The sequence below is a fragment of the Rubrivivax soli genome (genome assembly GCF_049810355.1).
Lineage (GTDB): Bacteria > Pseudomonadota > Gammaproteobacteria > Burkholderiales > Burkholderiaceae_C > Rubrivivax.
On the sequence record NZ_CP187368.1, the window covers coordinates 2,125,876 to 2,151,587 of the forward strand.

Consider the following 25,712-nt stretch of genomic DNA (forward strand, 5'->3'; position numbering starts at 1 on the left):
TGTAGGACCGCCGCGCCGACCCTGCAGCGCTGTCGGTGTTCAAGGCGTGAAGTCGATCTCGTCGGCCACGAGCGTGATGCCGTCCAGACCCAGCCGGCCCTTGACCTCGATCACGCGGCCGTTGGCCAGGTCGGCCAGCGTGCCGTCGTCCAGCCGCAGCGTGGGGCTGGCGTAGCTGACCAGCACGCCGCGCAGCACGAAGGTGCGTGCCACGGTGTCCAGGCCGCTGAGCGCGCCTTCGAGCTCGAAGCCGCGGGCATCGTCCTCGTCGTCGCTGTCGATCGCCACCTCGTCGGCGCGCAGCACGCCGCCCTGCACGCGGCCCTCGACCTCCACGCGCACGCCCAGCGCCAGGCCCAGCGTGCCGTCGGGGAAGCGCGCGGCGGCGGCGTCGACGCGCTGGCCGTTGACCTGGAAGTCGCTGCTGCTGGTGAAGCTGCTGACCAGGCCGCGCAGCCGCGCTTCCTGCCCGTCCGCCGGCGCGCTGACGGCGCTGGCGAACGACAGCACGGTCCAGCTGCCGGCGCCCGCTGCCAGCGGCTGCAGCTGCAGCCGCACGAAGCTGCCGTTCGCGATGCCGGCCGGCACGCCGCTGGCGCCCGCGTAGCTGAACGCAGCGCCGCCGATGCGGAACGTGCGTGCCGCGGTGTCGAGCTGCTGCACGATGCCGCGGATGCGGTGGCTGGCGGCCGTGGCGCGCGGCTCGACACGGGTGGCGCGGTAGCGCCCGCCGGCCGGGTCGGCAGCGGCGTGCACCTCCACCAGGTCGCCCACCGCCAGCGCGGCCAGGCCGCCGGCCAGGCGTGCGTCGAACACCGTGCCCGCGCCGAGCTGCACCGTCTGCCCCAGCAGCGTGAACCGGTTGTTGGCCGGATCGATGGCGCTCACCGGCCCCAGCAGTTCGCTGGCGTAGCGGATGTTGCGGGCGCTGGCCACCGGGCCGGTGGCGGTCTGCGTGACGGCGCCGGCCTCGATCTCGACCGTCATGCCCAGGCGCAGGTCGGCGCTGCTGCGGCGGGTGCCGTCGACGTCGCGCACCTCGGCCGCGCTGTCGTCGTAGCGCACGCCGTTGACGATGACCGAGCCGAAGCCGTTGATCGCCCCCTGGGCGTAGCTGCTGCCGCCGCCGGTGCCTTCCTCGCCGACACCGCCGCCGCAGCCGGCGAACAGCAGCAGCGCCGCGGCCAGGGCCGGCAGCCAGCGGGACGGGTGGACACGACGCAGTCGGTTCATGGCGTTGCTTTCGGGAGTCGCTTGCGGGCGGGCAGCGCGGCGGCAGTCGCCGGCGCGGGCGCGTCGTTGAAGGTGTACAGGCCCACGCGCCACTGGTGCGCGGGCGGGGGGTCGAGCTGGCCGTCGGCCTCGATGCGGCGCTCCAGCTCCGGCACGATGCGCGCGCGCAGGTCCTGCCAGTGCGTGCGCACCTGGCCACGCAGCCAGTCCAGCGTCTCGGTGGACACGCCGTCGGCGTACAGGGCCTGCTCGAAATGGCGACCCTGGCCGTCGAGCACGTTGTCGACCGCGGCCTGCAGGTGCTGGCCGACGTTGCTGCCCAGCACCGCCAGCATGCGCGCCTGGTCGCCGCGCGGCACCGCGTCGCGCGCGGCCGTCACGGTGTCGGCGGCCTCGTCGAACTGCGCCAGCTGCAGGCGCAGCAGCTCGTCGAGCAGGCTGCGCGGGTGCACGTCGCGCGTCACTTCCTGGGCCAGCGCCTCGAAGCTCGGTGCAGCACCCAGGCGCGGCAACGTCAGCGGCTGGCCGTCGGCGTCGCGGTAGCGGCGGTCGGACAGCCAGTGCGCGAAGAGCTCGGCGGCCACCGAGCGGCCACGCGGGGCCGGCTGCCCGGCCTGCGTCAGCCGCGTCACCTCGCGCCGGTTGATGCCGGTCACGGTGCTGATGCGGCTGACCTTGCGGTGCGGCAGCAGCCCCGGGTGTGCGTCGCCGGCCGCCTGCACGTAGGCCTGCTTGAACAGCTCCTCGACCGCCGCGTAGGGCAGGCCGCGCGCCACGCCCAGCTGCGCCATCGGCAGCAGCAGGCGGCGCAGGGCTTCCTGCAGGGCCTGCAGTTCGCGGGCGTGGGCGTCGGTGGCGTCCAAGGAACGAGGTGTCGTGGGTGGGGGTTGGGGGCGGACTGTAGAGCAGCCCGCCCCGCCGGGCACATCACTCGAAGTCGATCTCGGTGGCGGCGATGCTGGTCAGGTCCGCGGCCAGCACGCCCTTGACCTCGACCCGCAGGTTGTTGGCCAGACGCGCTTCGCTGCCGTCGTCGTAGGCCACGCTGCCGGCGTAGCTGACGGTCAGGCCGCGCAGCACGAAGGTCCTGGCCGTGGTGTCGAGGCCCGAGATGGTGCCGTGCAGCTCGAACAGGCGGTCGGGGCCGTTGCTGTCGTCGCCGTCGTCATCGTCGTCCTCCAGGTGCACCTTGCGGGCCACCAGCACGCCGTTCACCACCGCGCCCTCCACTTCCACGCGCGCGCCCAGCACGACGCCGGCCTGGCCTTCGCGGAAGACGGCGTTCGTGGCGTCGACCTGCAGGCCGTTGATCTCGAACGCGGTGGCCGAGGTCCAGGCCGTGATGACGCCTTCGACCTCGGTCTCGGCGCGGTCGTCGAAGGCGCGCTGCAGCGCGCGCACGCGCGTGGCCACCCAGGCGCCGGCGACCTGCGTCGTCTGCAGCCGCACCTTCACCTGCTGACCGTCGGCCAGGGTGCGCGGCAGGTCGCCGGCGGTGGCGTAGCTGATCAGCTCGCTGCCGATGCGGAAGGTCTTGGCGCCGGTGTCCAGCGCGCTGATGGCGCCGCGCAGGCGGTAGTCGCTGGCGCCGGTCTCGAGCTCGATGCGGGTGGCGACCGTGCGGCCGCTGGCAGCGTCGTACAGGCCGTGCACTTCCACCACCGCGCCAGGGGCGATGCCGGCCAGGCCGCCGCTGATGCCGGCCTCGAACACCGTCGTCGCCGTCACCTGCACGGCCTGGCCCAGCACCACCAGCGTGCCCGCGGCGGCGTCGACGCTGCCGACCGGGCCCTTGAGCTCGCTGCCGTAGCGGATGGCCAGCGCGCGGCCCGTGCTGCTGCTGCGATCGACGCTGGCGCCGTCGACCTCGACCACCATGCCGAGCTTCAGGTCGTCGCTGCTGCGGCGGTTGCCGTCGTCGTCGCTGACGCTGGCCCCGCTGTCGTCCCAGCGCACGCCGTTGACGATCACCGAGCCGAAGCCCGAGATCGTGCCTTGCGAATAGCTGGTGGCGGTGGGGCTGCCGGCGCTGTCGTCGCCGCCGCCGCCGCAGGCCGCCACCAGGGCGAGCATCAGCGTGGACAGCACGGCGACGGCCTGGCGGCGCGGCAGGGAGTTCTTGGACGGGGTCGTGGGCATGGGGCCTCCTGGGGGACTGCGGCACGCCGGAGTGGCGCGACGTCATGGCTCCACTTTAACTGTGCAACTTGCACATTTCAAGCGGAGACTGCAACGCAGTCGTGTCCGGCTGTGTCTGCCGCGGCACGCACGGGGCCCGCCGTAACATGCGTGGCATGGCTCAGCCCCCCGGCCGGCGCTGGATCGCGCACCTGGACATGGACGCGTTCTATGCGTCGGTGGAACTGCTGCGCTACCCGGAACTGCAGGGCCGCGCGGTCGTCATCGGCGGCGGCCGGCGCCACCAGCCCGAACTGCTGGAAGACGGCACGCGGCGCTTCGCGACGCTGCGCGACTACGCCGGCCGCGGCGTCGTCACCACCGCCACCTACGCCGCCCGCGACCACGGCGTGCACTCGGGCATGGGCCTGATGAAGGCCGCGGCGCGCTGCCCCGACGCGGTGCTGCTGCCGGTGGACTTCGACGCCTACCGCCGCTATTCCCGCCTGTTCAAGGCCGCGGTGGCCGAGGTGGCGCCGGTGATCGAGGACCGCGGCATCGACGAGATCTACATCGATCTGAGCAACGTGCCCGGCGTGCACGACAGCGTCGGCCACGACGCGCTGGGCGGCGTGCGCGCGCTGGCGCAGGAGATCCGCAACAACGTGCGCAGCAGCACCGGGCTGAGCTGCTCGATCGGCGTCACGCCGAACAAGCTGCTGAGCAAGATCGCCTCGGAGCTCGACAAGCCAGACGGCCTGACGCTGCTGACCGAGGCCGACGTGCCGCTGCGCGTGTGGCCGCTGGCGGTGCGCAAGATCAACGGCATCGGTCCGAAGGCCGGTGCCCGGCTCGAGGCGCTGGGCATCCACACCATCGGCGACCTGGCGCGCGCCGAGCGCGGCTGGCTGGTGCAGCACTTCGGCCGCAGCTACGGCGCCTGGCTGTACGACGCGGCGCACGGCATCGACGACCGCCCGGTGGTGACCCACAGCGAGCCGGTGTCGATGAGCCGCGAGACCACCTTCGACCGCGACCTGCACGCCGTGCGCGACCGCGCCGAGCTCGGTGCCATCTTCACGCGGCTGTGCGAGCAGGTCGCGGCCGACCTGCAGCGCAAGGGCTACACCGGCCGCACCATCGGCATCAAGCTGCGCTTCGACGACTTCAAGACCGTCACGCGCGACCTCACGCTGGCCGCGCCCACGGCAGAGGCCGCGGCCATCCGCCACGCCGCCGGCCTGTGCCTGAAGCGCGTGGACCTGGGCCGGCGGCTGCGCCTGCTGGGCGTGCGCGCGGGCACGCTGGTGCGCGCGCAGGCCGCCGCCGGCCCGCGCGCGGCGGCGCCGCGCCGGGCGGGGCCGGCCGATGCGGCAGCCACCCCCGAGCTGCCGCTGTTCGACACCGCCGCCGACGGCGCTGCTTGAGCTGTCGCAAGCCGCCGCGTGGGCTCCGCCGCCAGACTGGCGGGCCCACGAACCGAGCGGAGACACCCCATGGCAGCCCTGACCTGGTCCGACGCCCTGGCCCTGCAGCAGCCGCGCATGGACACCACGCACCAGGAGTTCGTCGCGCTGCTGGGCACGCTGGAAGCGGCGCTCGACGGTCCGGTGGCCCCCATCGACAGCGCGATGGAAGACCTGCTCGCGCACACCGAGGCGCACTTCGCGCAGGAAGAACGCTGGATGCAGGCCCTGGGCTTCGCCAGCGGCAACTGCCACGCCTTCCAGCACGCGCACGTGCTGCAGGTGCTGCGCGAGGTGGCCAGCCTGTGGCGCAACGAGGGCGACCTGGCCGTGGTGCGCCAGCTCGCCGGCGAACTGGTGAAGTGGTTCCCGGTGCACGCCCGGACGATGGACGCGGCGCTCGCGCAGACCATGGCCGAGCGCGGGTTCGACCCCGACACCGGCCGGCTGGCGCAGCCGGTGGCGCCGGGCACGGCCCCCGTCACCGGCTGCGGCAGCGCCGGCTGCGGCTGAAGCCCCTACCGGCGCCGGGTCCTGCCGCCGGGCGCGGCGCCAGGCGGCCGCAGCCGGCCACCTATGATGCGGGCCGCCCGCGCTCCGCTACCGCGGCGCAGCGCTGCCGCCCGTGACCGACGCCGCCCCACCGCCACCCGCCACCGACGCCGCAGCACGCATTGCCGCAGCGGTGGCGGCGCTGCAGGTGCAGCGCGCGCAGCTCGGCGACGCCGCGGTCGACCTGGCCGTCGCGGCGCTGCAGCACGCCGGCCGCGCGCCGCCGCCGCAGCTCAAGCAGGTCAGCGTGCTGTTCGCCGGCCTGGCCGACACCACGGGCGCACGGCGCGCCGACGCGGTGGCGCGCTGCGCGGCCGCCGTGCAGGCGGAGCGCGGCGTGGTGCTGCAGGTGGACGACCACGGCCTGCTGGCCGTGTTCGGCGCGCCGGTGGCGCACGAGGACGACGCCGAGCGTGCCGTGCTGGCCGGCCTGGCCCTGCTGGCCCTGCCCGGTGCGCCGGTGCTGCGCACGGGCGTGCACACCGGCGGCGTGCTGCTGGGCGCCGGGGTCGACGGCGACGGCAGCATCCGCGGCCTGGCCGTGAACCTGGCAGCGCGCATGGAGCAGACCGCGCCGCCCGGCGCTCTGCGCATCAGCCAGGACACTTGGCGCCAGGTGCGCGGCCGCTTCGACATGCAGGCGCAGCCGCCGCTGGTGGTGAAGGGCCACGACGCCCCGCTCGCCACCTGGCTGGTGCAGGCGCCGCGCGCACTGCCCGACGGCCTGGCCGGACGCGGCGTGGCCGGTGTCGCCACGCCGCTGGTGGGCCGCGCGCTGCCGCTGGCCCGGCTGCAGCAGGCCTACACCACGCTGTGCATGGCGCACGGCCTGCAGTGCGTGCTGGTGCTGGGCGATGCAGGGTTGGGCAAGTCGCGCCTGGTGGCCGAGCTGCGGCAGTGGGCGGCGCAGCAGGCCCGCGGCGCACGCTGGCTGCAGGCGCTGGCCAGTGCGCAGCGCACGCAGCAGCCCTACGCGATGCTGCGGGCGCTGCTGGGCGGCGCGCTCGGCCTGCGCGACAGCGACACACCCGCCGCGGCGCGCCGGGCGTGGCTGGACGCGCTGCTGCCGGTCGCGCCGATGCAGCCCGGCGATGCCGCCGTGCTGGGCCAGCTGCTGGGCCTGGACTTCGGCGACGACCCCGAGGTGCGCAGCCTGCGCGGCGACGCCCGGCAGCTGCGCGACCGCGCCTTCTTCGCCGCCAGCCAGTGGCTGCGCGCGCTGGCGGCCGGGGGGCCGCCGCTGGTGGCGGTGTTCGACGACCTGCACTGGGCCGACGACGGCACGCTCGACTTCATCGACCACCTGCTCGCGCGCCACAGCGACCTGCCGCTGCTGGTGCTGGGGCTGACGCGGCCCACGCTGGCGGAACGCGGGCGCATGCTGCCGCGCAGCACGCTGCAGGTGCATCTGCAGCCGCTGGACGGCGACGACGCCGCGGCGCTGGCCGATGCGCTGCTGGCCCGCCTGGACACGCTGCCGCCCGCGCTGCGCACGCTGCTGGCCGAGCGGGCCGAAGGCAACCCCTTCCACATGGAAGAGCTGGTGAACATGCTGGCCGACCGCGGCGTGCTCGACACCACCGCCCTGCCCTGGCGCTACCGGCCCGAACGGCTGCAGGACCTGGGCGTGCCGGCCACGCTGGTGGGCGTGCTGCAGGCGCGGCTGGATGCCCTGCCCGCACCGGCGCGGCACACCGCGCAGCTGGCCTCGGTGGTGGGCCCGCGCTTCTGGGACAGCAGCCTGGCCGCGCTGGGACTGGCGCCGCCGCAGGTGCAGCAGGCCCTGCAGACCCTGCACGACCGCGGCATCGTGCAGCCGCAGCAGCCCGGCACGCTGGCGGGACTGCAGGAGTGGACGTTCTGCCACCACACGCTGCACCAGGTGGCCTACGCCGGCGTGTTGCGGCGCACGCGCCGCAGCGTGCATGCCCAGGTGGCGCAGTGGCTGCTGGGGCTGCCGGGCGGCGCCCCGCCCGACCAGGTGGCCGAACACCTGGAACGCGGCGAGCAGCCCTTGCTGGCGGGCCCCCACTGGCAGCGCGCGGCCGAGCAGGCCGCCGCGCTCTATGCACACGCCCCGGCGCTGGCGCACGCGGCCCGCGCGCAGGCGCTCACGCCGGCGCATGCGCTGGACCGCCACTACGCGCTGACCCTGCTGCGCTGCCGCGTGCTGGAAGTGCAGAGCGAACGCACGGCGCTCGACACCGCGCTGGCCGCGCTGCACGCGCTGGCGCAGCAGCTGGCCGACCCCGCGCGGCAATCGGAAGCCCTGGCGCTGCGCGCCCGCTACTGCCTGGACGGCGGCGCCATGCAGCAGGCCGAGGCCGCGGCCCGCACCGCCGTGGCCTGCGCGCCGGCCGACGACCCCAGCGCCTCGGCCCGCGCACACGCATTGCTCGGCCAGAGCCTGGCGCGGCTGGGCCGGCACGACGAAGCAGCCGCCGCCACGGCGCTGGCGCTGGATCTGGCCCGCCGGGCCGGCGCCACCGCGCACGAGGGCATGATCCTCAACGACATGGGCATGCTGGCCGACGAGCAAGGCGACCACGGCGCGGCGATGGTGCTGTACGCGCAGGCGCTGGACTGCCACCGTGCGATCGGCCACCGCAACAACGAAGGGGGCACGCTCAGCAACCTGGGTTACGCGGCGATGATGCTGGGCGACTACACCACGGCCAGCGCCCGCTTCGAGCAGGCCCATGCGATCTTCACCGCCATCGGCCAGCGCCAGAACGCGGCCATCACCGTCGTCAACCTGGGCATCGCGCGGCTGAACCAGGGCCGCCCCGCCGATGCGCTGGCCCACGCGCGTGCCGCCGCGCGCCAGCTGCGCGCCACCGGCGACCGCTGGGCCGAAGGCGCGGCGCTGCGCGTGCTGGGGCAGGCCGCGCTGGCGCTGGGCGACCTGGCCGCGGCGCAACGCCACCTGCGCGCCGCGGCGGCGCTGTTCCGGGCCCTGGAGCTGCCGCACCTGGCGCTGGAGGCCGTGGCCGCGCTGGCCGAGGAGGCCAGCGCGCGCGGCGACCTGGCCGGCGCACTGGCGCACGTGGACGCGGTGCTGTCGGCCCAGGCCGCGGGCGTGCCGCTGGACGGCACCGAAGAACCGATGCGCCTGCTGCTGGCCTGCTGGCGCGTGCTGCAGGCCGCCGGCGACGCACGCGCCGCGCCGCTGCTGGAGACCGCGCACGCCGAGCTGCAGCAGCGCGCGGCCCGCATCGGCGACGCCGCCCGGCGCCGGGCCTATCTGCACGATGTGCCGCACCACCGCGCGCTGGTCGCGGCGTGGCAGCAGTTCAGGACGGCGTGTTGATGATGCGCGGATCGACGACGGCCACGCCGCCGGCCGCGTTCTGGATCACGAGCACGAACTCGTAGCTGCTGTCGCTGGTGTCGTCGTCGCGCACGGTGATGCCGCGGTCGTCGGAGACGAACATCGGAAAGTTGTCGCGCCCGTTGATCGGACTCTCGCCACGCTGCAGCCGGCCGCCGCTGGACAGCAGACCGAAGATCAGGCCGGTCTCGACGTAGCGCGTGTGCGTTTCGCCGACGCCGGAGATCACCTTGAAGCGGATCGTCAGCGCGCCGCTGCCACTGATGGTGATGCTGCCCGAATTGCCGCCGCCGGGCTGCGTGATGGTGATGCGGTCCTGCACCGGCGGCGACAGCACGGGGATGAACGACAGCGGCGCGTAGTTCGTCACCGTGAAGCTCTGCTGCCCGGGCTGGGGCGGCTGCCAGGGCGTGGTGAAGTCGTCGATGACGATGGTGATGATGGCGTCGGCGCCGGGGTCGTCGCTGGCGGTGGTGTTCAACATGGTGCTCCCTGGGCTGTGGTGCTGGATTGCAGCAGCGTGTGCGCCCGCATTCGACCGGGTCGGCCACTGCCGCGCCATGACATTTTCACGCCGCCCCGCGGCATAGACTCGGCCTCCATGGCGAGCCTCGGCGACCTGCGATTCCCGTCCATCGACGGCCTGCGCGCCTTCGAGGCGGCGGCGCGGCTGTCCACCTTCGAGCGTGCCGCCGACGAACTGGCCGTCACGGCCAGCGCCGTCAGCAAGCGCGTGGCGGCGGTGGAAGCGCTGATCGGCGCGCCGCTGTTCACGCGCAGCGGCAAGGCGCTGCAGCTGACCGCCGCCGGGCGCGAGTACCTGCAGCAGGTGCGCGACGCCCTCGACCTGCTGGCGGCGATGCCGCAGCACCGCCGCGCCGCGCAGCAGGTGCAGCGGCTGCGCGTGACCGCGCCGCCGACCTTCGCGCGGCAGGTGCTGGTGCCTCGGCTGCAGGGTTTCACCGACGCGCACCCCGAGATCGAGCTGGAGATCGTGCTGTCGATCCCGTTCCTGGCGCTGCAGCCGGCCGACACCGACGTCGAGGTGCGCCACGGCGACGCGCGCGGCGGCCGCGACGGCAAGGCGCTGCTGCTCGAACGCGTGCGGCCGGTGGCGGCCCCCGCGCTGCTGGCGCGGCTGCCGCCGTTGCGCACACCGGCCGACCTGCGCCACGCGCCGCTGCTGCGCACGCCCATCGAGCCCTGGACGCCGTGGTTCCGCGCCGCCGGCCTGGACTGGCCCGAGCCCGGCAGCGGCACCCGGCTGGTCGACCTGGGGCTGACGCTGGAAGCCGCGGCCGCCGGCCAGGGCGTGGCGCTGGCCCGGCCCAGCCTGGCGCTGCCCTGGCTGCGCGCGGGTGCGCTGGTGCCGCTGTTCGGCGTGCAGGCCACGCCGGCGGCGCAGTACTTCGTGGCGCCGTGCAGCGGCGAGGCCGCCACGGCCTTTGCCGACTGGCTGGCCGCCACCTGCGTGCAGGTGCAGCACGAGGCCGCGGCGGCGCTGGAGCGGTTTTCCGGCGCGGCCTGAATTTTCTTCCGGCGGGCGCCGCCGGGCGCTGGGTAGCATCGCGGCCTGCTGCACACCAAGCCCGGAGACAACAACATGAGCGTCATCACCACCATCGAAGACCTGCGCGTGCTGGCCCAGCGCCGCGTGCCGCGCATGTTCTACGACTACGCCGACTCCGGCTCGTGGACGGAAAGCACCTACCGCGCCAACGAGAGCGACTTCCAGAAGATCAGGCTGCGCCAGCGCGTGGCCGTCAACATGGAAGGCCGCAGCACCGCCACCACGATGGTCGGCGTGCCGGTGCAGATGCCGGTGGCGATCGCGCCCACCGGGCTGACGGGCATGCAGCACGCCGACGGCGAGATCCTGGCGGCGAAGGCGGCCGAGAAGTTCGGCATCCCGTTCACGCTGTCGACGATGAGCATCTGCTCGATCGAGGACATCGCCGCGCACACCAAGGCGCCGTTCTGGTTCCAGCTCTACGTGATGAAGGACCGCGGCTTCATCGAACGCCTGATCGACCGCGCCAAGGCCGCGAAATGCGGCGCGCTGGTGCTGACCCTGGACCTGCAGATCCTGGGCCAGCGCCACAAGGACCTGAAGAACGGCCTGTCGGCGCCGCCCAAGCTGACACTGCCGAACCTGATCAACATGGCCACCAAGCCACGCTGGTGCCTGGGCATGCTGGGCACGCCGCGTCGCCAGTTCGGCAACATCGTCGGCCACGTCAGCGGCGTCGGCGACATGGGCAGCCTGTCGGAGTGGACGGCCAAGCAGTTCGACCCGGCCCTGAACTGGGGCGACGTGGAGTGGATCAAGAAGCGCTGGGGCGGCAAGCTGATCCTGAAGGGCATCCAGGACGTGGACGACGCGAAGCTGGCGCGCGACTCGGGCGCCGACGCGCTGATCGTCAGCAACCACGGCGGCCGCCAGCTCGACGGCGCGCAGAGCAGCATCGAGGCGCTGCCGGCCATCGTCGACGCCGTGGGCCGTGCGATCGAGGTCCACATGGACGGCGGCGTGCGCTCGGGCCAGGACGTGCTGAAGGCCGTGGCGCTGGGCGCGCGCGGCACCTACATCGGCCGCGCGATGCTGTACGGGCTGGGCGCGATGGGCGAGGCCGGCGTCACCAAGGCGCTGCAGATCATCCACAAGGAGCTCGACCTGACGATGGCCTTCTGCGGCCGCACGCAGATCGGCCAGGTCGACAGCAGCATCCTGCTGCCCGGAACTTTCCCCACCTGAACCGGCACGGCGGGGCACATTCCCGCCAGAATGCAGACGCCATGCTGCTGCCTGCGTGCCCTGCCTGCCGCTTCCCGAACCAAGCCGACGCCACGCGCTGTGCGGCTTGCGGCGCCACGCTGCCGCGCAGCGCGCTGTGGCTCGACGACCTGGCGCAGCCCGCGGCCCCTGCCCCCGAGCGCCCGCCGCGCCCGCCGCGCGAACCCATCACGCTGCGCGACGTGGTGCCGCCGCCGGCGTCCATCCCGCCTGTCGTGCGGGCCCGGCCGGCGCCGCCGCCCCCGCCGCCTCCGCCGCCGCTGGAAGGCCTGATCGTCTCCGACGTCGAGCCGCAGCAGCTCATCGAGGCCGCCGAGCGCCGGGCCGCGAAGCGGGCCGCGGTGCGGCGCGCACGCAACCGGGTCGTCGCCGCCACGGCGCCCGACACCGTGCCCGAGGTCCTGGTGCTGGACGCCGACAACGCGGCCCGTGCCCGGCTGCGCGACCTGCTGGTGCTGTTCGGCTTCGGTGTACATGCCGTGACCGACCCGCTGCGCGCGGCCGAACTGCTGGCCGAACGGCCCTTCGTCGCCTGCTTCTTCGACGTGGCGCTCGACGAATCCGACGGTGGCGCCGGCATCGACGTCTGCCGCCTGGCCAAGCAGGCCGGCAGTCTGCTGGTGCTGACCTCGGCGCCGCTGCGGCCGGTCGAACGGGTGCGCGCCGGGCTGGCCGGCTTCGACGAGATGCTGTCCAAGCCGCTCACGCGCGGTGCCGTGGCCCGCGTGCTCGACGCCCGCGGCGTGGCGCTGCCCAGCGACGCCAGGCGCGGCTGAACGGGGCGCCCGCGGCCCGCGCGCGCTACAGCGTGCGCGCGTCGAACGTGTTGCAGTCCTTCACGCTGCCGGTCTGCAGGCCGCGCTGGAACCACTGCCTGCGCTGCGCGCTGGTGCCGTGCGTGAAGCTCTCGGGGCGCACGGTGCCGCTGGCGTTGCGCTGCAGCGTGTCGTCGCCGATCTGGGCCGCGGCGTGCATGGCTTCCTCGATGTCGCCCTGCTCGAGCCAGCCCTTGCCCTTCTGCGAATGGTGGGCCCACACGCCCGAGAAGCAGTCGGCCTGCAGCTCGACGCGCACCGACAGGGCGTTCATCTGTGCCGTGCTCACCTTGCCGCGCATCGCGTCGACCTTCTGCGACACGCCGATCAGGTTCTGCACGTGGTGGCCGACCTCGTGCGCGATGACGTAGGCCTGCGCGAAGTCGCCCGGCGCGCCCAGCCGCTGGTGCAGCGTGTCGAAGAAGCCCAGGTCGATGTAGACCTTGCTGTCGCCCGGACAGTAGAACGGGCCCATCGCCGACTCGCCGCTGCCGCAGGCCGTGGGCGTGGTGCCGCGGAACAGCACCAGGCGCGGCATCTGGTAGGTGCCGCCGCTGGCCCGGAAGATGGCGCTCCACACGTCTTCGGTGTCGGCCAGCACGGTGGAGGCGAACGCGGCGGCGCGGTCTTCGGCCGGCGGACGCTGCGCCGGGGCCTGCTGCTGCGCCGGCAGGCCGGCGTCGCCACCGCCCAGCAGGCCCAGCACGGTGAGCGGATTGATGCCGAAGATCCAGCCCGCCACCAGCGCGATGGCGATGGTGCCCAGTCCGATGCCGCGCCCGCGGCCGCCCAGGCCCGGCAGACGTCCACCGCCGCCGCCACTGCCACGGCGGTCCTCGACGTTGTCGCTCTGGCGTTCACCTTCCCATTTCACACGGCGCTCCCGGCGGTTGTCCCGTCGGGGCATTGTGCGCCGGGCGGCGCGCGGCGGGGCCTAGTGGACCGTCGCGGCGACGGTGCCGTTGCGGTCGTAAGCGGCGAACAGCGCCAGCGCCTCCTGGCGCAGGCGTTCGTCGCTGCTGGCATGGGCCAGCGCCAGGCACTCGCAGGCGTAGGCACGGTCGATGCACATGCGGGCCAGGTCGACCTCGTGGCCCTGGTGCTGCATCTGACGCCGGAAGCGGGCCATCTGCAGGATCGGCAGGGGCAGCACCGGGGCGAAGCGGAGGGAGTCGTCGGCGCGCAGCATGGGGGGTCTCCAGAGCCGGCGAAACGGCCGCCGGTCTGGATGCAGATGGTGCCGGCTGCGCGCGCCGGCGATGCCCGGAACAACGCGGCCGCAGCCGCCCAGTTCAGGTCTTGGGCAGCGTCACGCCGCGCTGGCCCTGGTACTTGCCGCCGCGGTCCTTGTAGCTGGTCTCGCAGACCTCGTCGCTCTCGAAGAACAGCACCTGGGCGCAGCCCTCGCCGGCGTAGATCTTGGCCGGCAGCGGCGTGGTGTTGCTGAACTCCAGCGTCACGTAGCCTTCCCATTCGGGCTCGAAGGGCGTCACGTTGACGATGATGCCGCAGCGGGCGTAGGTGCTCTTGCCCAGGCAGATCGTCAGCACGTTGCGCGGGATGCGGAAGTACTCGACCGTGCGCGCCAGCGCGAAGCTGTTGGGCGGGATGATGCAGACGTCGGCATTGATGTCGACGAAGCTCTTCTCGTCGAAGTTCTTCGGGTCCACCACGGTGCTGTGGATGTTCGTGAAGACCTTGAACTCCGGAGCGCAGCGGATGTCGTAGCCGTAGCTGCTGGTGCCGTAGCTGACGATCTTGCTGCCGTCGGCGGCCCGGCGCACCTGGCCGGGCTCGAACGGCTCGATCATGCCGGTCTGCTCGGCCATGCGGCGGATCCACTTGTCGCTCTTGATGCTCATGGCCCCGATTCTGGCGGATTCCCCGGTGCGCGGGCGCGGGCGCCGGTCGTACCATTCGAGGCGAAGGAGACTGCACACCATGGCCACACCGTTCCGCCCCGCCTTCGACCTGCTGGCGCAGTACGCCGCCTACCACCGCGACCGCCGCAACATCGTGACCCACTTCATCGGCGTGCCGATGATCGTCTTCGCGGTGGGCGTGCTGCTGGCGCGGCTGGTGCTGCCACTGGGCGGCGGGCAGATCACGGCGGCCTGGCTCGTCTTCGCGCTGGTGGCGGCCTGGTACCTGACGCGCGGCGAACTGGCGCTGGGGCTGGCGACGACGGTCGTGCTCGGCGTGCTGATCGCGCTGGCGCACCCGCCGGCGGCGCAGGGCACGGTGGCCTGGCTCGCCTGGGGCGTGGGCTTCTTCGTCGTCGGCTGGATCATCCAGTTCGCCGGCCACTACTACGAAGGCCGCAAGCCGGCCTTCGCCGACGACCTGGTGGGCCTGCTGGTGGGGCCGATGTTCGTCGTGATGGAGCTGGCGGCGCTGGGCGGCGCCTTCAAGCCGCTGATCGCGCGCATCGAGGAGCGTGTCGGGCCGACCCTGATCCGCGATCTCGCGCACCCGGCCACCTGATGCCGCCATCCGCCCCGGGCCCGGTGCTCGTGATGGGCGCCGGCGCCGTGGGCTGCCATGTCGGCGGCTGGCTGCAGGCGGCCGGGGCCGACGTGCACCTGGTCGGCCGCCCGCGTGTGCTGGACGCCCTGCGCACGCACGGCCTGACGCTCACCGACCTGGACGGCCGCCGCCAGCAACTGCCTGCCGGCACGCTGCACCTGCACACCGCACCGCCGCCGCTGCCGTCTGGGCCGTCTGGGCCGGCCGATGCGGCACTGGTGCTGCTGTGCGTGAAGAGCGGCGCCACGGCCGAGGCCGCACAGGCGCTGGCCGCGGGGCTGGCGCCCGGCGGTCTGGTGCTGTCGCTGCAGAACGGCATCGGCAACGCGGCCGAAGCCGCCGCCGCCCTGCCCGGCCGCACGGTGCTGCCGGGCATGGTGCCGTTCAACATCGCCGAGCTGGCGCCCGGCCACTTCCACCGCGGCAGCGCGGGCGTGCTGGCGGCGCAGGACCACCCCGCGCTGCGGCCCTGGCTGCCGCTGTTCGCCGCCGCCGGTCTGCCGCTGCAGCTGCACGCCGACCTGCGCCCGCTGCAGTGGGGCAAGCTGCTGCTGAACCTGAACAACCCGGTGAACGCGCTGTCGGGCCTGCCGCTGCGCGCGCAGCTGCGCGACCGCGACTGCCGCCGCGTGCTGGCGGCGCTGCAGCGCGAGGCGCTGGCGGTGCTGCGCCGGGCCGGCATCACGCCGGCGCAGGTGGGCGCGGTGCCGCCGCAGCGGCTGCCCATGCTGCTGGAGCTGCCGGACTGGATCTTCGAGCGCCTGGCCGCGCGCATGCTGCGCATCGACGCCAACGCGCGCTCGAGCATGGCCGACGACCTGGCGCTGGGTCGCCGCACCGAGGTCGACGCCCTGTGCGGCGAAGTCGTGCGCCTGGCGCGTGCGCACGGCGGCGATGCGCCCCTGAATGCGCGCATCGCCGCGCTGGTGGAGGGCACCCCGCGGCCGCAGGGCGGGCGCGCGCTGCGCGCTGCCCTGGGCCTGTGAGGTGCGCCGCCGTGCGCCCTATTGCGACAGCCCCAGCGTGTAGCTGCCGGCGCCGCCGCTGTAGTAGCGCACCCGCGCGTACACGGTGATCGAGCCCGTGCCGGCGTTGCGGTAGGTCGCCGTGTCGACCGCGCCCGTGCCCAGCACGCTGCTCGCGATCTGCGTGCCGCTGCTGTTGTAGAGGTACAGGTCGTAGTCGGCCGTGGCCGGCGGCGTCAGGCGGGCCGTCAGCGTCTTGCCGGCGCCCAGCGTGACGCGGAAGTAGTCGGTGTCGCTGCTGCTGGCCAGCGTGCCGGTCACGGTGGCCGGGTTGGCGCTGACGACGTCGGCGGTGCCCAGGGTGTTGTTGCTCTCGCTCTCGGCGACGGTGGTGCCGCCGCCCCCGCCACCGCCGCCCCCCGCGGCTGCCGTCACCGCTGCCGCGGCGTTGACGATGCCGGTGCCGCACTGCGAGCAGGTGGCCGGGAAGGCGCGCGCCGTGCTCTTCAGCAGGCTTTCCACCTGGTCGGGGGTGAGTGCCGGGTTCTTCGCCAGCATCAGCGCCGCGGCGGCCGCCACGTGCGGCGCGGCCATCGAGGTGCCCTGGTACCAGGCGTAGGTGTCGCTGCCGGGGCCGGTGGTGCCGCTGTTCAGCGTCGACAGCACGCCGTTGGTGCTGGCCGAGCGCACGTCGCCGCCCGGGGCGGCCACGTCGACCACGCTGCCGTAGTTCGAGTAGTAGGCGCGGCCGCCGCTGCGGTTCGTGGACGCCACCGTGATCACGCCCGAGCAGCTGGCCGGCGAGAAGTTCGCAGCGTTGGCGTTGCTGTTGCCCGCCGCCACCACCACCACCGTGCCGCGGCCGCGCGCGCCGTTGATGGCCGCCTGCGTCGTGCTGTCGCAGCTGCCACCGCCGCCGAGCGACATGTTGATCACGCGCGCCGGGTTCGGGTTGGCCGGCAGGCCGCTGACCGTGCCGCCCGAGGCCCAGGTGATGCCGTCGGCGATGTCGCTGGTGTAGCCGCCGCACTTGCCCAGGGCGCGGATCGGCAGCACCTTGGCGCCGAAGGCCACACCGGCCACCCCCGCGCCGTTGTTGGTGAGCGCCGCGATCGTGCCGGCCACGTGCGTGCCGTGCCAGGAACTGTTCTGCGCCGCGTTGCTGCCGCACTCGTTGGTGGTGACCCAGTCGCCGGGGTCGAGCGCGCTGCTGTCGCGGCCGTTGCCGTCGTTGGCGACGTCGGTGTCGATGATCATGTCGTAGCCGCCGACGATGTTGGCGGCCAGGTCCACGTGCGGCCGGTAGCCGGTGTCGATGACGGCCACGACCACGCCGCTGCCGGTGCTCTGGTCCCAGGCGGTCGGGGCATTCAGGCCGCCGGTGGCCTCGAAGTAGTGCCACTGGCTGGTGTAGCTGCTGTCGTTGGGCGTCAGCTGCACCTGCATCAGCCGGTCGGGCTCGGCGAACTCGACGTCGGGGTCGGTCGCGGCCACCAGCCGCGCCAGCAGTTCGAGCCGCTCGACGCTGAGCCGGCGATCGAGCTTCATCACGTGGGCGTCGAAGGCATTGCGGCGCAGCTGGCGCATCTGCACGCCCGAGCGGTTCATCACTGCATGCGCCTCGGCCATGGTCTGCAGGTCGGCGCGCGCCGCGGCCGCCGACCCCTTGCGGTACTTGATGATCAGCTGGTCGGTCGTCTCGGACCGCAGCGTCGTGGCCTGCTCCGTGGTCTGTGTCGTGGGGCCCGCACCGCCGGCCGTGGCCGCAGTGGTGGCGCAGAGCGCGGCGACGGCCGCGGCGATGGGGGCGAGCGCACGCGCCCGCAAGAAAGCACCAAACATCAAAGACCTCCAAACCCCTCCAAACGATGAAGGCCGGTCGGGGCGGGGATCGTCCCGCACCTGCCGGCCCGCTCGTTGCCGAACACCAAGAGTGAGCGGCGCAGGCAACGCGGGGCCGATGTTGTGCCTTTGCCGGCGCGGACACAACAAGGGGGTTGCACCAACGAAGCTTCAGGAGTGAAACAAGCGCGCTGCAAGTGCAACCGCGCTGCGCACTGCTCAGGCCCAGGGCAGTTCGCCGCGCAGGAACTGGTCGGCCTCGGGCGGCAGCTGGTCGGAGAAGAAGCGTGCGGTCGGCAGGTCGACGACGATGCGCCCGTGCTCCAGGTAGACCACGCGCGTGGCCAGGCGCTTGACCTGTCCCAGGTTGTGCGTGCTGAGCACCACGGTCACGCCGGCGGCGCTGATCTCCTCGACCAGCGCCTCGATCTCGCGCTTGGCGCTGGGGTCCAGGCTGGCGGTGGGCTCGTCGAGCAGCAGCACGTCGGGCTGCAGCGCCCACGCGCGGGCCAGCGCGAGCCGCTGCTGCTGCCCGCCCGACAGCGCACGCGCCGGCCGCTCGGCCAAGGCGTCCAGGCCGACCCGGCGCAGCGCATCGGCCACGCGTGCCGGGCGCTCGGCCGGCGGCACGCCGCGCAGCCACAGGCCCAGCAGCAGGTTGCGCCGCACCGACAGGCTCAGCAGGAAGGGCCGCTGGAACAGCATGGCCAGCACGGGCAGGCGCCCCTCGCGCTGCAAGGCGTGGCGCTCGACGCGGCCGCTGTCCGGGGCCTGCGCGTCCACCAGCCCGTGCAGCAGCCGCAGCAGCGTCGTCTTGCCCGAGCCGTTGGCGCCCACCAGCGCCACGCATTCGCCGCGGTGCAGCGTGAAGCTGGCCTGGCGCAGCGCCTGCACGCCGTCGAAGTCGACGCTGGCCTCATGCAACACCACCAGCACCTCGCCGGTGGGCACGCGGCGCGGTGCCGCTGCCGGCGGCGGCGCCTTGGTCACGGCGGACGCTGCCACCGGCGCGTCGTGGATGCGCCGCCCGCGCACCTGCACCAGGCCGATCAGGCCGTTGACCACGCCCACCACCGCCAGCAGCACGATGCCCAGCGCCAGCGCCAGCGGCAGGTCGCCCTTGCTCGTCTCCAGCGCGATGGCCGTCGTCATCACGCGCGTGACGCCGTCGATGTTGCCGCCGACGATCATCACCGCGCCCACCTCGGCCACGGCGCGGCCGAAGGCCGTGAGCAGCACCGTCAGCACACCCAGGCGTTCGTGCAGCAGCATCAGCAGCGCGCTCTGCACCGGCCCGGCGCCCAGCGAGCGCAGCTGCTCGCCGCCGTCCAGCAGCGCGCTGCGCACCAGCCGCAGCGACAGCGCGGCGATCAGCGGCACCACCAGCACGCTCTGCGCCACCACCATCGCCGACGGCGTGAACAGGATGCCCAGTTCGCCCAGCGGCCCGGTGCGCGAGAGCAGCAGGTACACCAGCAACCCCACCACCACCGGCGGCAGCGCCAGCAGCGTGTTCACCGCCCACACCAGCAGCCCGTGGCCGCGAAAGCGCGCCACCGCCAGCCACGCGCCCAGCCACAGGCCGAACACCGCGCCGATCAGGCAGGCCGTGCCGCTGACCTGCAGCGACAGCGCCACGATGCGCAGCAGCGCGGCGTCGAGCCCGGCGATGAGCTGCCAGGCCAGCACCAGACTGTCGTGCAGGGTGTTCATGCCGGGCAGAATGCGCAGCGGCGCAACGTCGAAACCATCATGTCGGAACTCGGACCTTCCCCGCTCGTGGCGGGCGACCTCAATCTCAGCGTGGATGCAGCGCGTGCGGCGATTGCCGCGGCCTTGCGCCCGGTGCAGGAGGTCGAGACGATACCGTTGATGCAGGCGCTGGGCCGCGTGCTGGCCGCGGACCTGGCTTCACCGATCGCGGTGCCCGCCCACGACAACTCGGCGATGGACGGTTATGCCTTCGACGGCGCCGCGCTGCAGGCCAACGCGCCGGCGGTGTTCGACTGCATCGGCACCGCCTATGCCGGCGCGCCCTGGGCCGGCACGGTGGCGGCGGGCCAATGCCTGCGCATCATGACCGGCGCGGTGATGCCCGCCGGCTGCGACACCGTGGTGCCACAGGAACTGAGCCAGGCCACAGGCAACCGCATCACGGTGCAGCCGGGCGTGCTGCGCGCCGGCGAGAACCGCCGCAAACGGGGCGAGGACCTGGCCGTGGGCCAGCCCGCGCTGCGCGCCGGGCGTGTGCTGCGGCCGGCCGACCTGGGCCTGGTGGCGTCGCTGGGCATCGCCAGCGTCACGGTGCGCCGCCGGCTGCGCGTGGCGCTGTTCAGCACCGGCGACGAGCTGCGCGCGCCCGGCGCGCCGCTGGACGCCGGCTGCATCTACGACAGCAACCGCGCGAGCCTGATGGCCGCGCTGCAGCGCCTGGGCGTCGAGATCATCGACCTCGGCCTGGTGCGCGACGACCCGGCCGCGCTGCAGGCCACGCTGGAATCAGCCGTCACGCAGGCCGACGTGGTGCTGACCAGCGGCGGCGTCAGCGTCGGCGAGGCCGACCACACGCGCGCGCTGCTGGCGCGCATGGGCGAGGTCGCGTTCTGGAAGGTGGCGATGCGCCCGGGCCGGCCGTTTGCCTTCGGGCCGCTGCACGCGGCCGGGCGCAGCAGCTGGCTGTTCGCGCTGCCGGGCAACCCGGTGGCGGCGCTGGTGGCCTACTACGTCTTCGCGCGCGACGGCCTGCTGCAGTTGGCCGGCGCCACGCCCGAGCCGCTGCCGGTGCTGCAGGCGCGCAGCACGGCAGCCCTGCGCAAGCGCCCGGGCCGCACCGAGTTCCAGCGCGGCCGCGTGAGCCCGGCGCCCGGCGGCGGCTGGCAGGTGGCCATCACCGGCGCGCAGGGCGCCGGCATCCTGCGCAGCATGAGCGAGGCCAACGCGCTGGTGGTGCTGGGCCACGACCAGGGCTCGGTCGCGGCCGGCGAGCCCGTCGACGTGTGGTTGTTCGACGGGCTGGTGTAGGTCACGGGAAGGTCGCCAGCAGCACACCGTCGTCGGCGGTGATGACGATCTGGCCCGGGCCGGCGACGGCCACCGAACTGACCCGGCCCAGCGACGCCGGCAGCGCGCCGAGGATGTTGCCCGAGCTGCCGGCCTTGCCGGCCACGGTGGTGACGACACCGCCCGGCGCGATCCTGCGCACCACGCGCGCGTCGGGGCTGGCGTACACGTTGTGCCCGCCGACCTCGGCGACGTAGACGTTGCCTGCCGTGTCCACCGCCACGCCGATGGGCGCGCTGAACCGCGCCGCGGCACCGATGCCGTCGGCCGTGCCCGACAGGCCCGGCGTGCCGGCCAGCACCGACACCGCGCCCGAGGCGCTGATGCTGCGCACCACGTAGCCGAAGGTGTCGGCCGCGTACAGCGTGCCTGCGGCGTCGATCGCCAGGCCGCCTGCGGGCACGGCGGCAAACAGGCTGCTGCCGCCGCCGTTGGGCACGCGCAGGATCCCGCTGAAGGTCGAGACGAACAGCGTGCCGCTGCCGTCGACCACCACGCTGCGCGGGAAGCCCACCGCCGCGGCCACCGTGATCACCTGCCCTCCGGGCGTGATCATGCGGATGCTGTCGTTACCGCGGTCGGTGACGTACAGGTTGCCGCCTGCGTCGATGGCCATGCCCAGCGGGTTGCGGTCGGCGCGCGTGTCGTCGCCGGGGCCGTCGAACTCGAAGCGCGCCGCCGTGCCGGTGCCGTCGACATTGCCGCGCTGGCCCACCGCGCCGGCCAGCGTCGTCACCACGCCGGCCGGCGTGATCTTGCGCACCACGAAGTTGTAGGCGTCGAGCACGTAGACGTTGCCCGCGGCATCGGCCACGCTGGCGGCCGGCCCGAAGAAGCGCGCCGCGGCGCCCGTGGCGTCGACGTGGCCGAAGTCGGGGCCCAGGCCGGCCAGCGTGCTGACGACGCCGCCCGGCGTGATCTTGCGGATGGCGTGGTTCTCCTCGTCGGCCACGTAGACGTTGCCGCTGCCGTCCACCGCCACGCCGTTGGGCCGGCGGAAGCGCGCCGCACTGCCCGCGCCGTCGACGTAGCCGCGCTGCACCAGCCCCCCGGCCAGCGTCGTCATCGAGACGCCGCCGCTCTGGCTGACCTTGCGCACCACCTCGTTGAAGGCGTCGGCCACGTAGACGTTGCCGCTGCTGTCCACCGCCAGCCCGCGCGGCTCCTGCAGGCCGTCGCCGCTGGAGACGAGCACCGCACCAGCCCCCGAGGACGTGAGCTTGCAGAGTTCGTTGCTGCCGGTGTTGGCGACGTAGACGTTGCGGTCACCGTCGACCGCGACGCCGGCCGGCACGTTCAGCGGAAACGCGCCGCAGTCGTTCGTGAAGGTGCTGACCTCACCGGCAGGCGTCATCTTGCGCACCGCCCCGCCAAAGCCGCTGACCAGGCTGTCGACGATGTAGACCGTGCCGTCAGCGTCCACCGCCAGATCTTCCGGGATGCCGAAACGCGCCACGCTGCCGGGACCGTCGACATAGCCGATCTCGGTCACGCTGCCGGCCACCGTGGTCACCACGCCCTCCGGCGTGATGCGCCGGAGGGCGCTGCCGTCGCCGACGTAGACCGTGCCGCCGCTGGTGACGGCGATGCTGCGCGGCGACGTGAAGCGCGCCGCCAGCCCGGTGCCGTCGGCGGTGCCCGACTTGCCCGGCGAGCCGGCGAGCGTCTGCACCGCGCCGGCCGGCGAGATCTTGCGCACCGTCTTGTTGAACAGGTCGGCCACGTAGACGAAGCCCGCGCCGTCCACCGCCACGCGCCAGGGGTTGTCGAAGCGCGCGTTGCTGCCCCAGCCGTCGCAGTTGCCCGCGCCGCCCAGGCTGCCGGCCAGCAGCGTGAGCTGGCCGGGGCGCGCCGTGGTGGCCGTCGCGCCCAGCTGCGACGGCAGCGCCGGCGATCCCCAGACCGAGATCGCCGTGCACAGGCCGGCACTGAGCTGCGCGGCCACCGCCGAGTCGTAGGCCGCGCCGGTGATCGCGGGCGAGGCGTTGAAGAGGCTGTCGTCGCGCAGGTCCTCGGCCAGCTGCCGCGTGAACGCCAGGGCCGGCGCCGGCAGGCTGGAGTCGAACAGGCTGCCGGCGATCGGCAGCGCCGCCATCACCGCGCCGTAGCGCCCGGCCCAGGTGTTGCCCAGCGTGCCGCTGCCCGAGACGTCGCTGATGGGCACGACGAAGTTCGTGATGTCGTTGGTCTGGTAGGCCGCGGGCAGCTTGGCGTTCAGCTGCGCCAGCACCTGGTCGTTGGCCGCCTGCATGCTGGTGGCCGTCAGCGCCGCCATCGTGCCGGCGGTGCGCAGCGCCAGCTGGTAGGCGGCCTCGGTCATCGGGTTGACGCTGATGTGGTGGCGCAGCGTCGGCACCATCACGCGCAGCTTCTGCCCGGCCAGCGGCACCCAGCGGCGCAGCGCTTCGTCGAAGTACTCGCCGCGGCCGCTGCCGTTGTCGGCGAACTCGACGATGAACGGCCCGGTGTAGGTGCGCGGGTACAGCGAGACCAGGAAGTCGGCGCCCACGTCGGCCGCGCCCAGCACCTTGCCGTCGGGCTTCATGGCCGTGGCCCGCACGAAGCGCATCGCCGACAGGCCCGGCCCGGCCGAGGCGGAGCCGCCGTCGCCGCTGCCCACGCCGCTGCCGTCGCCGCTGTCGCTGCCGCAGCCGCCCGGGCCGCAGGCGGCGCCGCCGCTGACGACGATGAACTCGGGCAGCACCGTCAGCGTGGCCGCCGTGCTGTCGACGCTGCCGGCGGAGTTGGCCACCACCACGCGCACCAGCTTGCCGTCGTCGGCCAGTGTCACCGCCGGCAGCGTGAACGTGGCGGCGCTGCCGCCCGCATTGGTCCAGGTGGTGCCGCCGTTGCTGCTGGTCTGCCAGCGGTACGTGGGCGCGGTGCCGGTGGCGGTGACGGCAAACGACGCGCTGCTGCCTTCGATCACGGACGCGTTCTGCGGCTGCGCGGTGATGGCCACCGGCACGACGGCAGCGTTCACCGTCAGCACCGCGGCATTGCTGCTGCGGGCGCTGACGCTGTTGGACACCCGCACGCGCAGCTGTTGCCCGTTCTGCGACAGGCTGGCGGTGAAGGCGTAGCTGCGGGCGGTGGCGCCCGAGATGTTGGTCCAGGTCGTGCCGACCAGGCGCTGCCACTGGTAGGCCGTGGCGTTGCTGGCGGTCACCGTGAAGGTGGCGGTCTGGCCCTCGGTGACGGTCTGGCTGGCCGGGTGCGTGGTGACGGCGACCGGCTGCACCACCGTCAGCGCCGCGCTGCGGCTGGTGACGCTGTTGCTGCTGTTGGAGACCAGCACGCGCAGCAGCCGGCCGTTGTCGCCCGCGGTCACCGCGGGCAGCACCAGCGTGGGCGCAGTGCCGCCGGCCACGTCGGCCCAGCTGCCGCCACCGTTGCTGCTGGACTGCCAGCGGTACACCGGCGCACTGCCGGTGGCAGCCACGCTGAACGTCGCGTTCGCTCCGGCGGCCACGGACAGGTCGGCGGGCTGCGTGGCGATGGCCACCGGCACCACGGGCGTGGTCACGGTCAGCGTCGCGACGCTGCTGGTGACGCTGTTGCCCGGGCCGTCGCCCGCGACCTGCACGCGCAGCTGCAGTCCGTTGTTGGCGAGCGTGGCGGCAAAGGCGAAGCTGGCCGCCGTGGCGCCGCTGATGTCGGTCCAGGCGCCGCCGACGAACTGCTGCCACTGGTAGCGCGTGGCGTTGCTGGCCGTCACGGCGAACGTCGCCGTCGCGCCGTCGACCACGCCCAGGCTGGCCGGCTGCGCGACGATGGCCACGGGGCTGAACACGGTCAGCACCGCGGCGCGGCTGGTGACGCTGCCGCCGCCGTTGCTGACGACGACACGCACCTGCCGGCCGTTGTCGGCCAGGGTCACGTCGCTGAGCGCCAGCGTCGCGGTGCTGCCGCCGCTGATGTCCGCCCAGCTGGTGCCGCCGTCGCTGCTGCCCTGCCAGCGGTACGCTGGCGTCGCACCGCGCGCGGTGACGCTGAAGAGCACGTCGCCGCCGGTGGCCACGGCCACGTCCTGCGGCTGCGTGGCGATGCCCGCGGGCACCAGCACGGTCAGCGTGGCGGCCGTGCTGGTGGCCGTGCTGCCGCTGCCCGAGACCACCACGCGGAACTGCGCCCCGTCCTGGGCCAGGCTGGCCACGAAGGTGTAGGTGGCCGTGGTGGCGCCGGCAATGTCGGTCCAGTTGCCGCTGGACAGGCGCTGCCACTGGTAGCTGCCGGCGTTGTTGGCCGTGACGCTGAAGCTGGCACTCTGGCCGTCGTAGGCCGACTGGCTGGCCGGCTGCGCGACGATGCTCAGCTGCACCGGGCTGCCGCCCCCGCCGCCACTGCCCAGCAGCGTGCCGATGCCGGCGACCAGCAGGACCAGCGACGCCAGGATGCGCAGGCCGACGGCGAACAGGGGTGCGGTCACGGGGTGGGCTCCTGGCAGGTAACGCCGCTGCGCGCCAGCAGCAGCCGGCGGGCGGCGACGAAGGCCAGCGCGGCGCCGAGGCCGCTGGCCAGCAGGTCCATCGGGTCGAAGCGCCCGTGCAGCAGGTAGGCCGCCGGCAACTCGGGCGCCCCCGCCGCACGCAGCGCCGCAGCCACCGGCTGCGCCAGCGGCGGCCACTGCAGCACTTCGAACACCGCGTTCACGGCGGCCCACAGCCCGCAGGCGGCGGCCATGCAGGGCAGGCGCCGCGGCAGCAGCAGGCACGACAGCAGGCTGAACGCGAACGCGTGCGCCAGGCTCGGAAAGCTCCCGCTGAAGACGTTGCCGGCCTGCCCGCTGCCCAGCGCCAGCCAGGCCGGCAGCGCCGCCGCGCTGCCGGGGCGGCGCTCGAAGACGTACAGGGCCGCGCCTGCGGCGAGCACGCTGCAGGCCAGCAGCAGCAAGGCCCGGCCCGGACGATCGCGCAGCACCCCGCCCAGCCCGGACGCCGCGGCTTGCGGGCCGTGTGTTCGCGATGGCGGTCGCTGGTGTCGACCTTCGTTCACGCGGGGTCCCTCCTG

At 73.9% G+C, this 25,712-nt stretch carries 20 protein-coding genes; 9 read left to right on the plus strand and 11 right to left on the minus strand.

The features are described 5' to 3' along the window. Positions 1 to 39 precede the first annotated feature (39 nt). The 3 genes from ACPOLB_RS09665 to ACPOLB_RS09675 all read right to left on the minus strand — a co-directional run bounded on the left by ACPOLB_RS09665 (position 40) and on the right by ACPOLB_RS09675 (position 3,372). A complete protein-coding gene (locus tag ACPOLB_RS09665) occupies positions 40 to 1,233 on the minus strand; it encodes a DUF5666 domain-containing protein (RefSeq protein WP_425261130.1) in 1,194 nt (397 codons plus the stop codon). Next, positions 1,230 to 2,096 carry a DUF6502 family protein gene (locus ACPOLB_RS09670; RefSeq protein WP_425261132.1) on the minus strand — a complete coding sequence of 289 codons (867 nt, stop codon included), beginning with the start codon at positions 2,094 to 2,096 and terminating at the stop codon, positions 1,230 to 1,232. The genes ACPOLB_RS09665 and ACPOLB_RS09670 overlap by 4 nt, the downstream gene beginning before the upstream one ends. Before the next feature lie 64 nt (positions 2,097 to 2,160). Beyond that, entirely contained in the window at positions 2,161 to 3,372 is a 1,212-nt protein-coding gene (locus ACPOLB_RS09675) for a DUF5666 domain-containing protein (RefSeq protein WP_425261133.1), read from the minus strand. Between the two features lie 155 nt (positions 3,373 to 3,527). Here ACPOLB_RS09675 and dinB point away from each other — a divergent pair, with 155 nt between their 5' ends. From dinB to ACPOLB_RS09690, 3 genes are all read left to right on the plus strand, one after another. Continuing rightward, a complete protein-coding gene (gene dinB / locus ACPOLB_RS09680; protein ID WP_425261134.1) occupies positions 3,528 to 4,778 on the plus strand; it encodes a DNA polymerase IV in 1,251 nt (416 codons plus the stop codon). A gap of 69 nt (positions 4,779 to 4,847) precedes the next feature. Continuing rightward, the gene (locus ACPOLB_RS09685; protein WP_425261135.1) at positions 4,848 to 5,330 is read left to right on the plus strand and encodes a hemerythrin domain-containing protein; all 483 of its coding nucleotides are present in this window, start codon (positions 4,848 to 4,850) and stop codon (positions 5,328 to 5,330) included. A gap of 112 nt (positions 5,331 to 5,442) precedes the next feature. Further along, complete coding sequence (locus tag ACPOLB_RS09690; protein WP_425261136.1) at positions 5,443 to 8,679, plus strand: ATP-binding protein; 3,237 nt, start codon at positions 5,443 to 5,445, stop codon at positions 8,677 to 8,679. On the opposite strand, the gene ACPOLB_RS09695 is transcribed toward ACPOLB_RS09690, so the two are convergent. Then, entirely contained in the window at positions 8,663 to 9,184 is a 522-nt protein-coding gene (locus ACPOLB_RS09695) for a hypothetical protein (protein WP_425261137.1), read from the minus strand. The two genes, ACPOLB_RS09690 and ACPOLB_RS09695, sit on opposite strands and share 17 nt — an antisense overlap. A gap of 117 nt (positions 9,185 to 9,301) precedes the next feature. Here ACPOLB_RS09695 and ACPOLB_RS09700 point away from each other — a divergent pair, with 117 nt between their 5' ends. The 3 genes from ACPOLB_RS09700 to ACPOLB_RS09710 all read left to right on the plus strand — a co-directional run bounded on the left by ACPOLB_RS09700 (position 9,302) and on the right by ACPOLB_RS09710 (position 12,270). Further along, positions 9,302 to 10,228, plus strand: coding sequence for a LysR substrate-binding domain-containing protein (locus ACPOLB_RS09700; RefSeq protein WP_425261138.1), 927 nt, complete (start codon positions 9,302 to 9,304; stop codon positions 10,226 to 10,228). Between the two features lie 75 nt (positions 10,229 to 10,303). Beyond that, entirely contained in the window at positions 10,304 to 11,455 is a 1,152-nt protein-coding gene (locus ACPOLB_RS09705) for an alpha-hydroxy acid oxidase (protein WP_425261139.1), read from the plus strand. A 41-nt stretch (positions 11,456 to 11,496) separates the two neighbouring features. Then, complete coding sequence (locus ACPOLB_RS09710; protein WP_425261140.1) at positions 11,497 to 12,270, plus strand: response regulator; 774 nt, start codon at positions 11,497 to 11,499, stop codon at positions 12,268 to 12,270. Between the two features lie 25 nt (positions 12,271 to 12,295). Here ACPOLB_RS09710 and ypfJ read toward each other — a convergent pair whose 3' ends face one another. The 3 genes from ypfJ to dcd all read right to left on the minus strand — a co-directional run bounded on the left by ypfJ (position 12,296) and on the right by dcd (position 14,171). After that, positions 12,296 to 13,183 carry a KPN_02809 family neutral zinc metallopeptidase gene (gene ypfJ / locus ACPOLB_RS09715; protein ID WP_425261141.1) on the minus strand — a complete coding sequence of 296 codons (888 nt, stop codon included), beginning with the start codon at positions 13,181 to 13,183 and terminating at the stop codon, positions 12,296 to 12,298. 60 nt (positions 13,184 to 13,243) lie between these two features. Then, positions 13,244 to 13,498 (minus strand): hypothetical protein, encoded by a 255-nt coding sequence (locus ACPOLB_RS09720; protein WP_425261142.1) that lies wholly within the window; start codon positions 13,496 to 13,498, stop codon positions 13,244 to 13,246. A 103-nt stretch (positions 13,499 to 13,601) separates the two neighbouring features. Further along, the gene (gene dcd, locus ACPOLB_RS09725) at positions 13,602 to 14,171 is read right to left on the minus strand and encodes a dCTP deaminase (RefSeq protein ID WP_425261143.1); all 570 of its coding nucleotides are present in this window, start codon (positions 14,169 to 14,171) and stop codon (positions 13,602 to 13,604) included. Positions 14,172 to 14,250: 79 nt separating this feature from the next. On the opposite strand from dcd, the gene ACPOLB_RS09730 reads away from it, so the two are divergent. Beyond that, on the plus strand, positions 14,251 to 14,793 hold the full coding sequence (locus ACPOLB_RS09730) for a DUF962 domain-containing protein (protein ID WP_425261144.1): 543 nt from the start codon (positions 14,251 to 14,253) through the stop codon (positions 14,791 to 14,793). After that, the gene (locus tag ACPOLB_RS09735) at positions 14,793 to 15,821 is read left to right on the plus strand and encodes a 2-dehydropantoate 2-reductase (RefSeq protein ID WP_425261145.1); all 1,029 of its coding nucleotides are present in this window, start codon (positions 14,793 to 14,795) and stop codon (positions 15,819 to 15,821) included. The genes ACPOLB_RS09730 and ACPOLB_RS09735 overlap by 1 nt, the downstream gene beginning before the upstream one ends. Positions 15,822 to 15,839: 18 nt before the next feature. On the opposite strand, the gene ACPOLB_RS09740 is transcribed toward ACPOLB_RS09735, so the two are convergent. Beyond that, complete coding sequence (locus ACPOLB_RS09740) at positions 15,840 to 17,642, minus strand: S8 family peptidase (protein WP_425261146.1); 1,803 nt, start codon at positions 17,640 to 17,642, stop codon at positions 15,840 to 15,842. Between the two features lie 219 nt (positions 17,643 to 17,861). After that, positions 17,862 to 19,355, minus strand: coding sequence for an ABC transporter permease (locus ACPOLB_RS09745; RefSeq protein ID WP_425261147.1), 1,494 nt, complete (start codon positions 19,353 to 19,355; stop codon positions 17,862 to 17,864). 39 nt (positions 19,356 to 19,394) lie between these two features. Here ACPOLB_RS09745 and glp point away from each other — a divergent pair, with 39 nt between their 5' ends. After that, entirely contained in the window at positions 19,395 to 20,663 is a 1,269-nt protein-coding gene (gene glp / locus ACPOLB_RS09750; protein WP_425261148.1) for a gephyrin-like molybdotransferase Glp, read from the plus strand. 1 nt (position 20,664) lies between these two features. Here the strand turns inward: glp and ACPOLB_RS09755 are convergent, their stop codons facing one another. Continuing rightward, the gene (locus ACPOLB_RS09755; protein ID WP_425261149.1) at positions 20,665 to 25,131 is read right to left on the minus strand and encodes a hypothetical protein; all 4,467 of its coding nucleotides are present in this window, start codon (positions 25,129 to 25,131) and stop codon (positions 20,665 to 20,667) included. Then, complete coding sequence (locus ACPOLB_RS09760; protein ID WP_425261150.1) at positions 25,128 to 25,697, minus strand: hypothetical protein; 570 nt, start codon at positions 25,695 to 25,697, stop codon at positions 25,128 to 25,130. Before ACPOLB_RS09760 ends, ACPOLB_RS09755 begins: the two co-directional genes overlap by 4 nt. Between the last annotated feature and the right edge of the window lie 15 nt (positions 25,698 to 25,712).

What these genes read in the sequence shown, in the direction of transcription:
- ACPOLB_RS09665 (WP_425261130.1), bottom strand. Translation starts at nt 1,233, where the DNA reads ATGAACCGACTGCGTCGTGTCCACCCGTCCCGCTGGCTGCCGGCCCTG.
- ACPOLB_RS09675 (WP_425261133.1), bottom strand. Translation starts at nt 3,372, where the DNA reads ATGCCCACGACCCCGTCCAAGAACTCCCTGCCGCGCCGCCAGGCCGTC.
- dinB (WP_425261134.1), top strand. Translation starts at nt 3,528, where the DNA reads ATGGCTCAGCCCCCCGGCCGGCGCTGGATCGCGCACCTGGACATGGAC.
- ACPOLB_RS09685 (WP_425261135.1), top strand. Translation starts at nt 4,848, where the DNA reads ATGGCAGCCCTGACCTGGTCCGACGCCCTGGCCCTGCAGCAGCCGCGC.
- ACPOLB_RS09695 (WP_425261137.1), bottom strand. Translation starts at nt 9,184, where the DNA reads ATGTTGAACACCACCGCCAGCGACGACCCCGGCGCCGACGCCATCATC.
- ACPOLB_RS09700 (WP_425261138.1), top strand. Translation starts at nt 9,302, where the DNA reads ATGGCGAGCCTCGGCGACCTGCGATTCCCGTCCATCGACGGCCTGCGC.
- ACPOLB_RS09705 (WP_425261139.1), top strand. Translation starts at nt 10,304, where the DNA reads ATGAGCGTCATCACCACCATCGAAGACCTGCGCGTGCTGGCCCAGCGC.
- ACPOLB_RS09710 (WP_425261140.1), top strand. Translation starts at nt 11,497, where the DNA reads ATGCTGCTGCCTGCGTGCCCTGCCTGCCGCTTCCCGAACCAAGCCGAC.
- ACPOLB_RS09720 (WP_425261142.1), bottom strand. Translation starts at nt 13,498, where the DNA reads ATGCTGCGCGCCGACGACTCCCTCCGCTTCGCCCCGGTGCTGCCCCTG.
- dcd (WP_425261143.1), bottom strand. Translation starts at nt 14,171, where the DNA reads ATGAGCATCAAGAGCGACAAGTGGATCCGCCGCATGGCCGAGCAGACC.
- ACPOLB_RS09730 (WP_425261144.1), top strand. Translation starts at nt 14,251, where the DNA reads ATGGCCACACCGTTCCGCCCCGCCTTCGACCTGCTGGCGCAGTACGCC.
- ACPOLB_RS09735 (WP_425261145.1), top strand. Translation starts at nt 14,793, where the DNA reads ATGCCGCCATCCGCCCCGGGCCCGGTGCTCGTGATGGGCGCCGGCGCC.
- ACPOLB_RS09740 (WP_425261146.1), bottom strand. Translation starts at nt 17,642, where the DNA reads ATGTTTGGTGCTTTCTTGCGGGCGCGTGCGCTCGCCCCCATCGCCGCG.
- ACPOLB_RS09745 (WP_425261147.1), bottom strand. Translation starts at nt 19,355, where the DNA reads ATGAACACCCTGCACGACAGTCTGGTGCTGGCCTGGCAGCTCATCGCC.
- glp (WP_425261148.1), top strand. Translation starts at nt 19,395, where the DNA reads ATGTCGGAACTCGGACCTTCCCCGCTCGTGGCGGGCGACCTCAATCTC.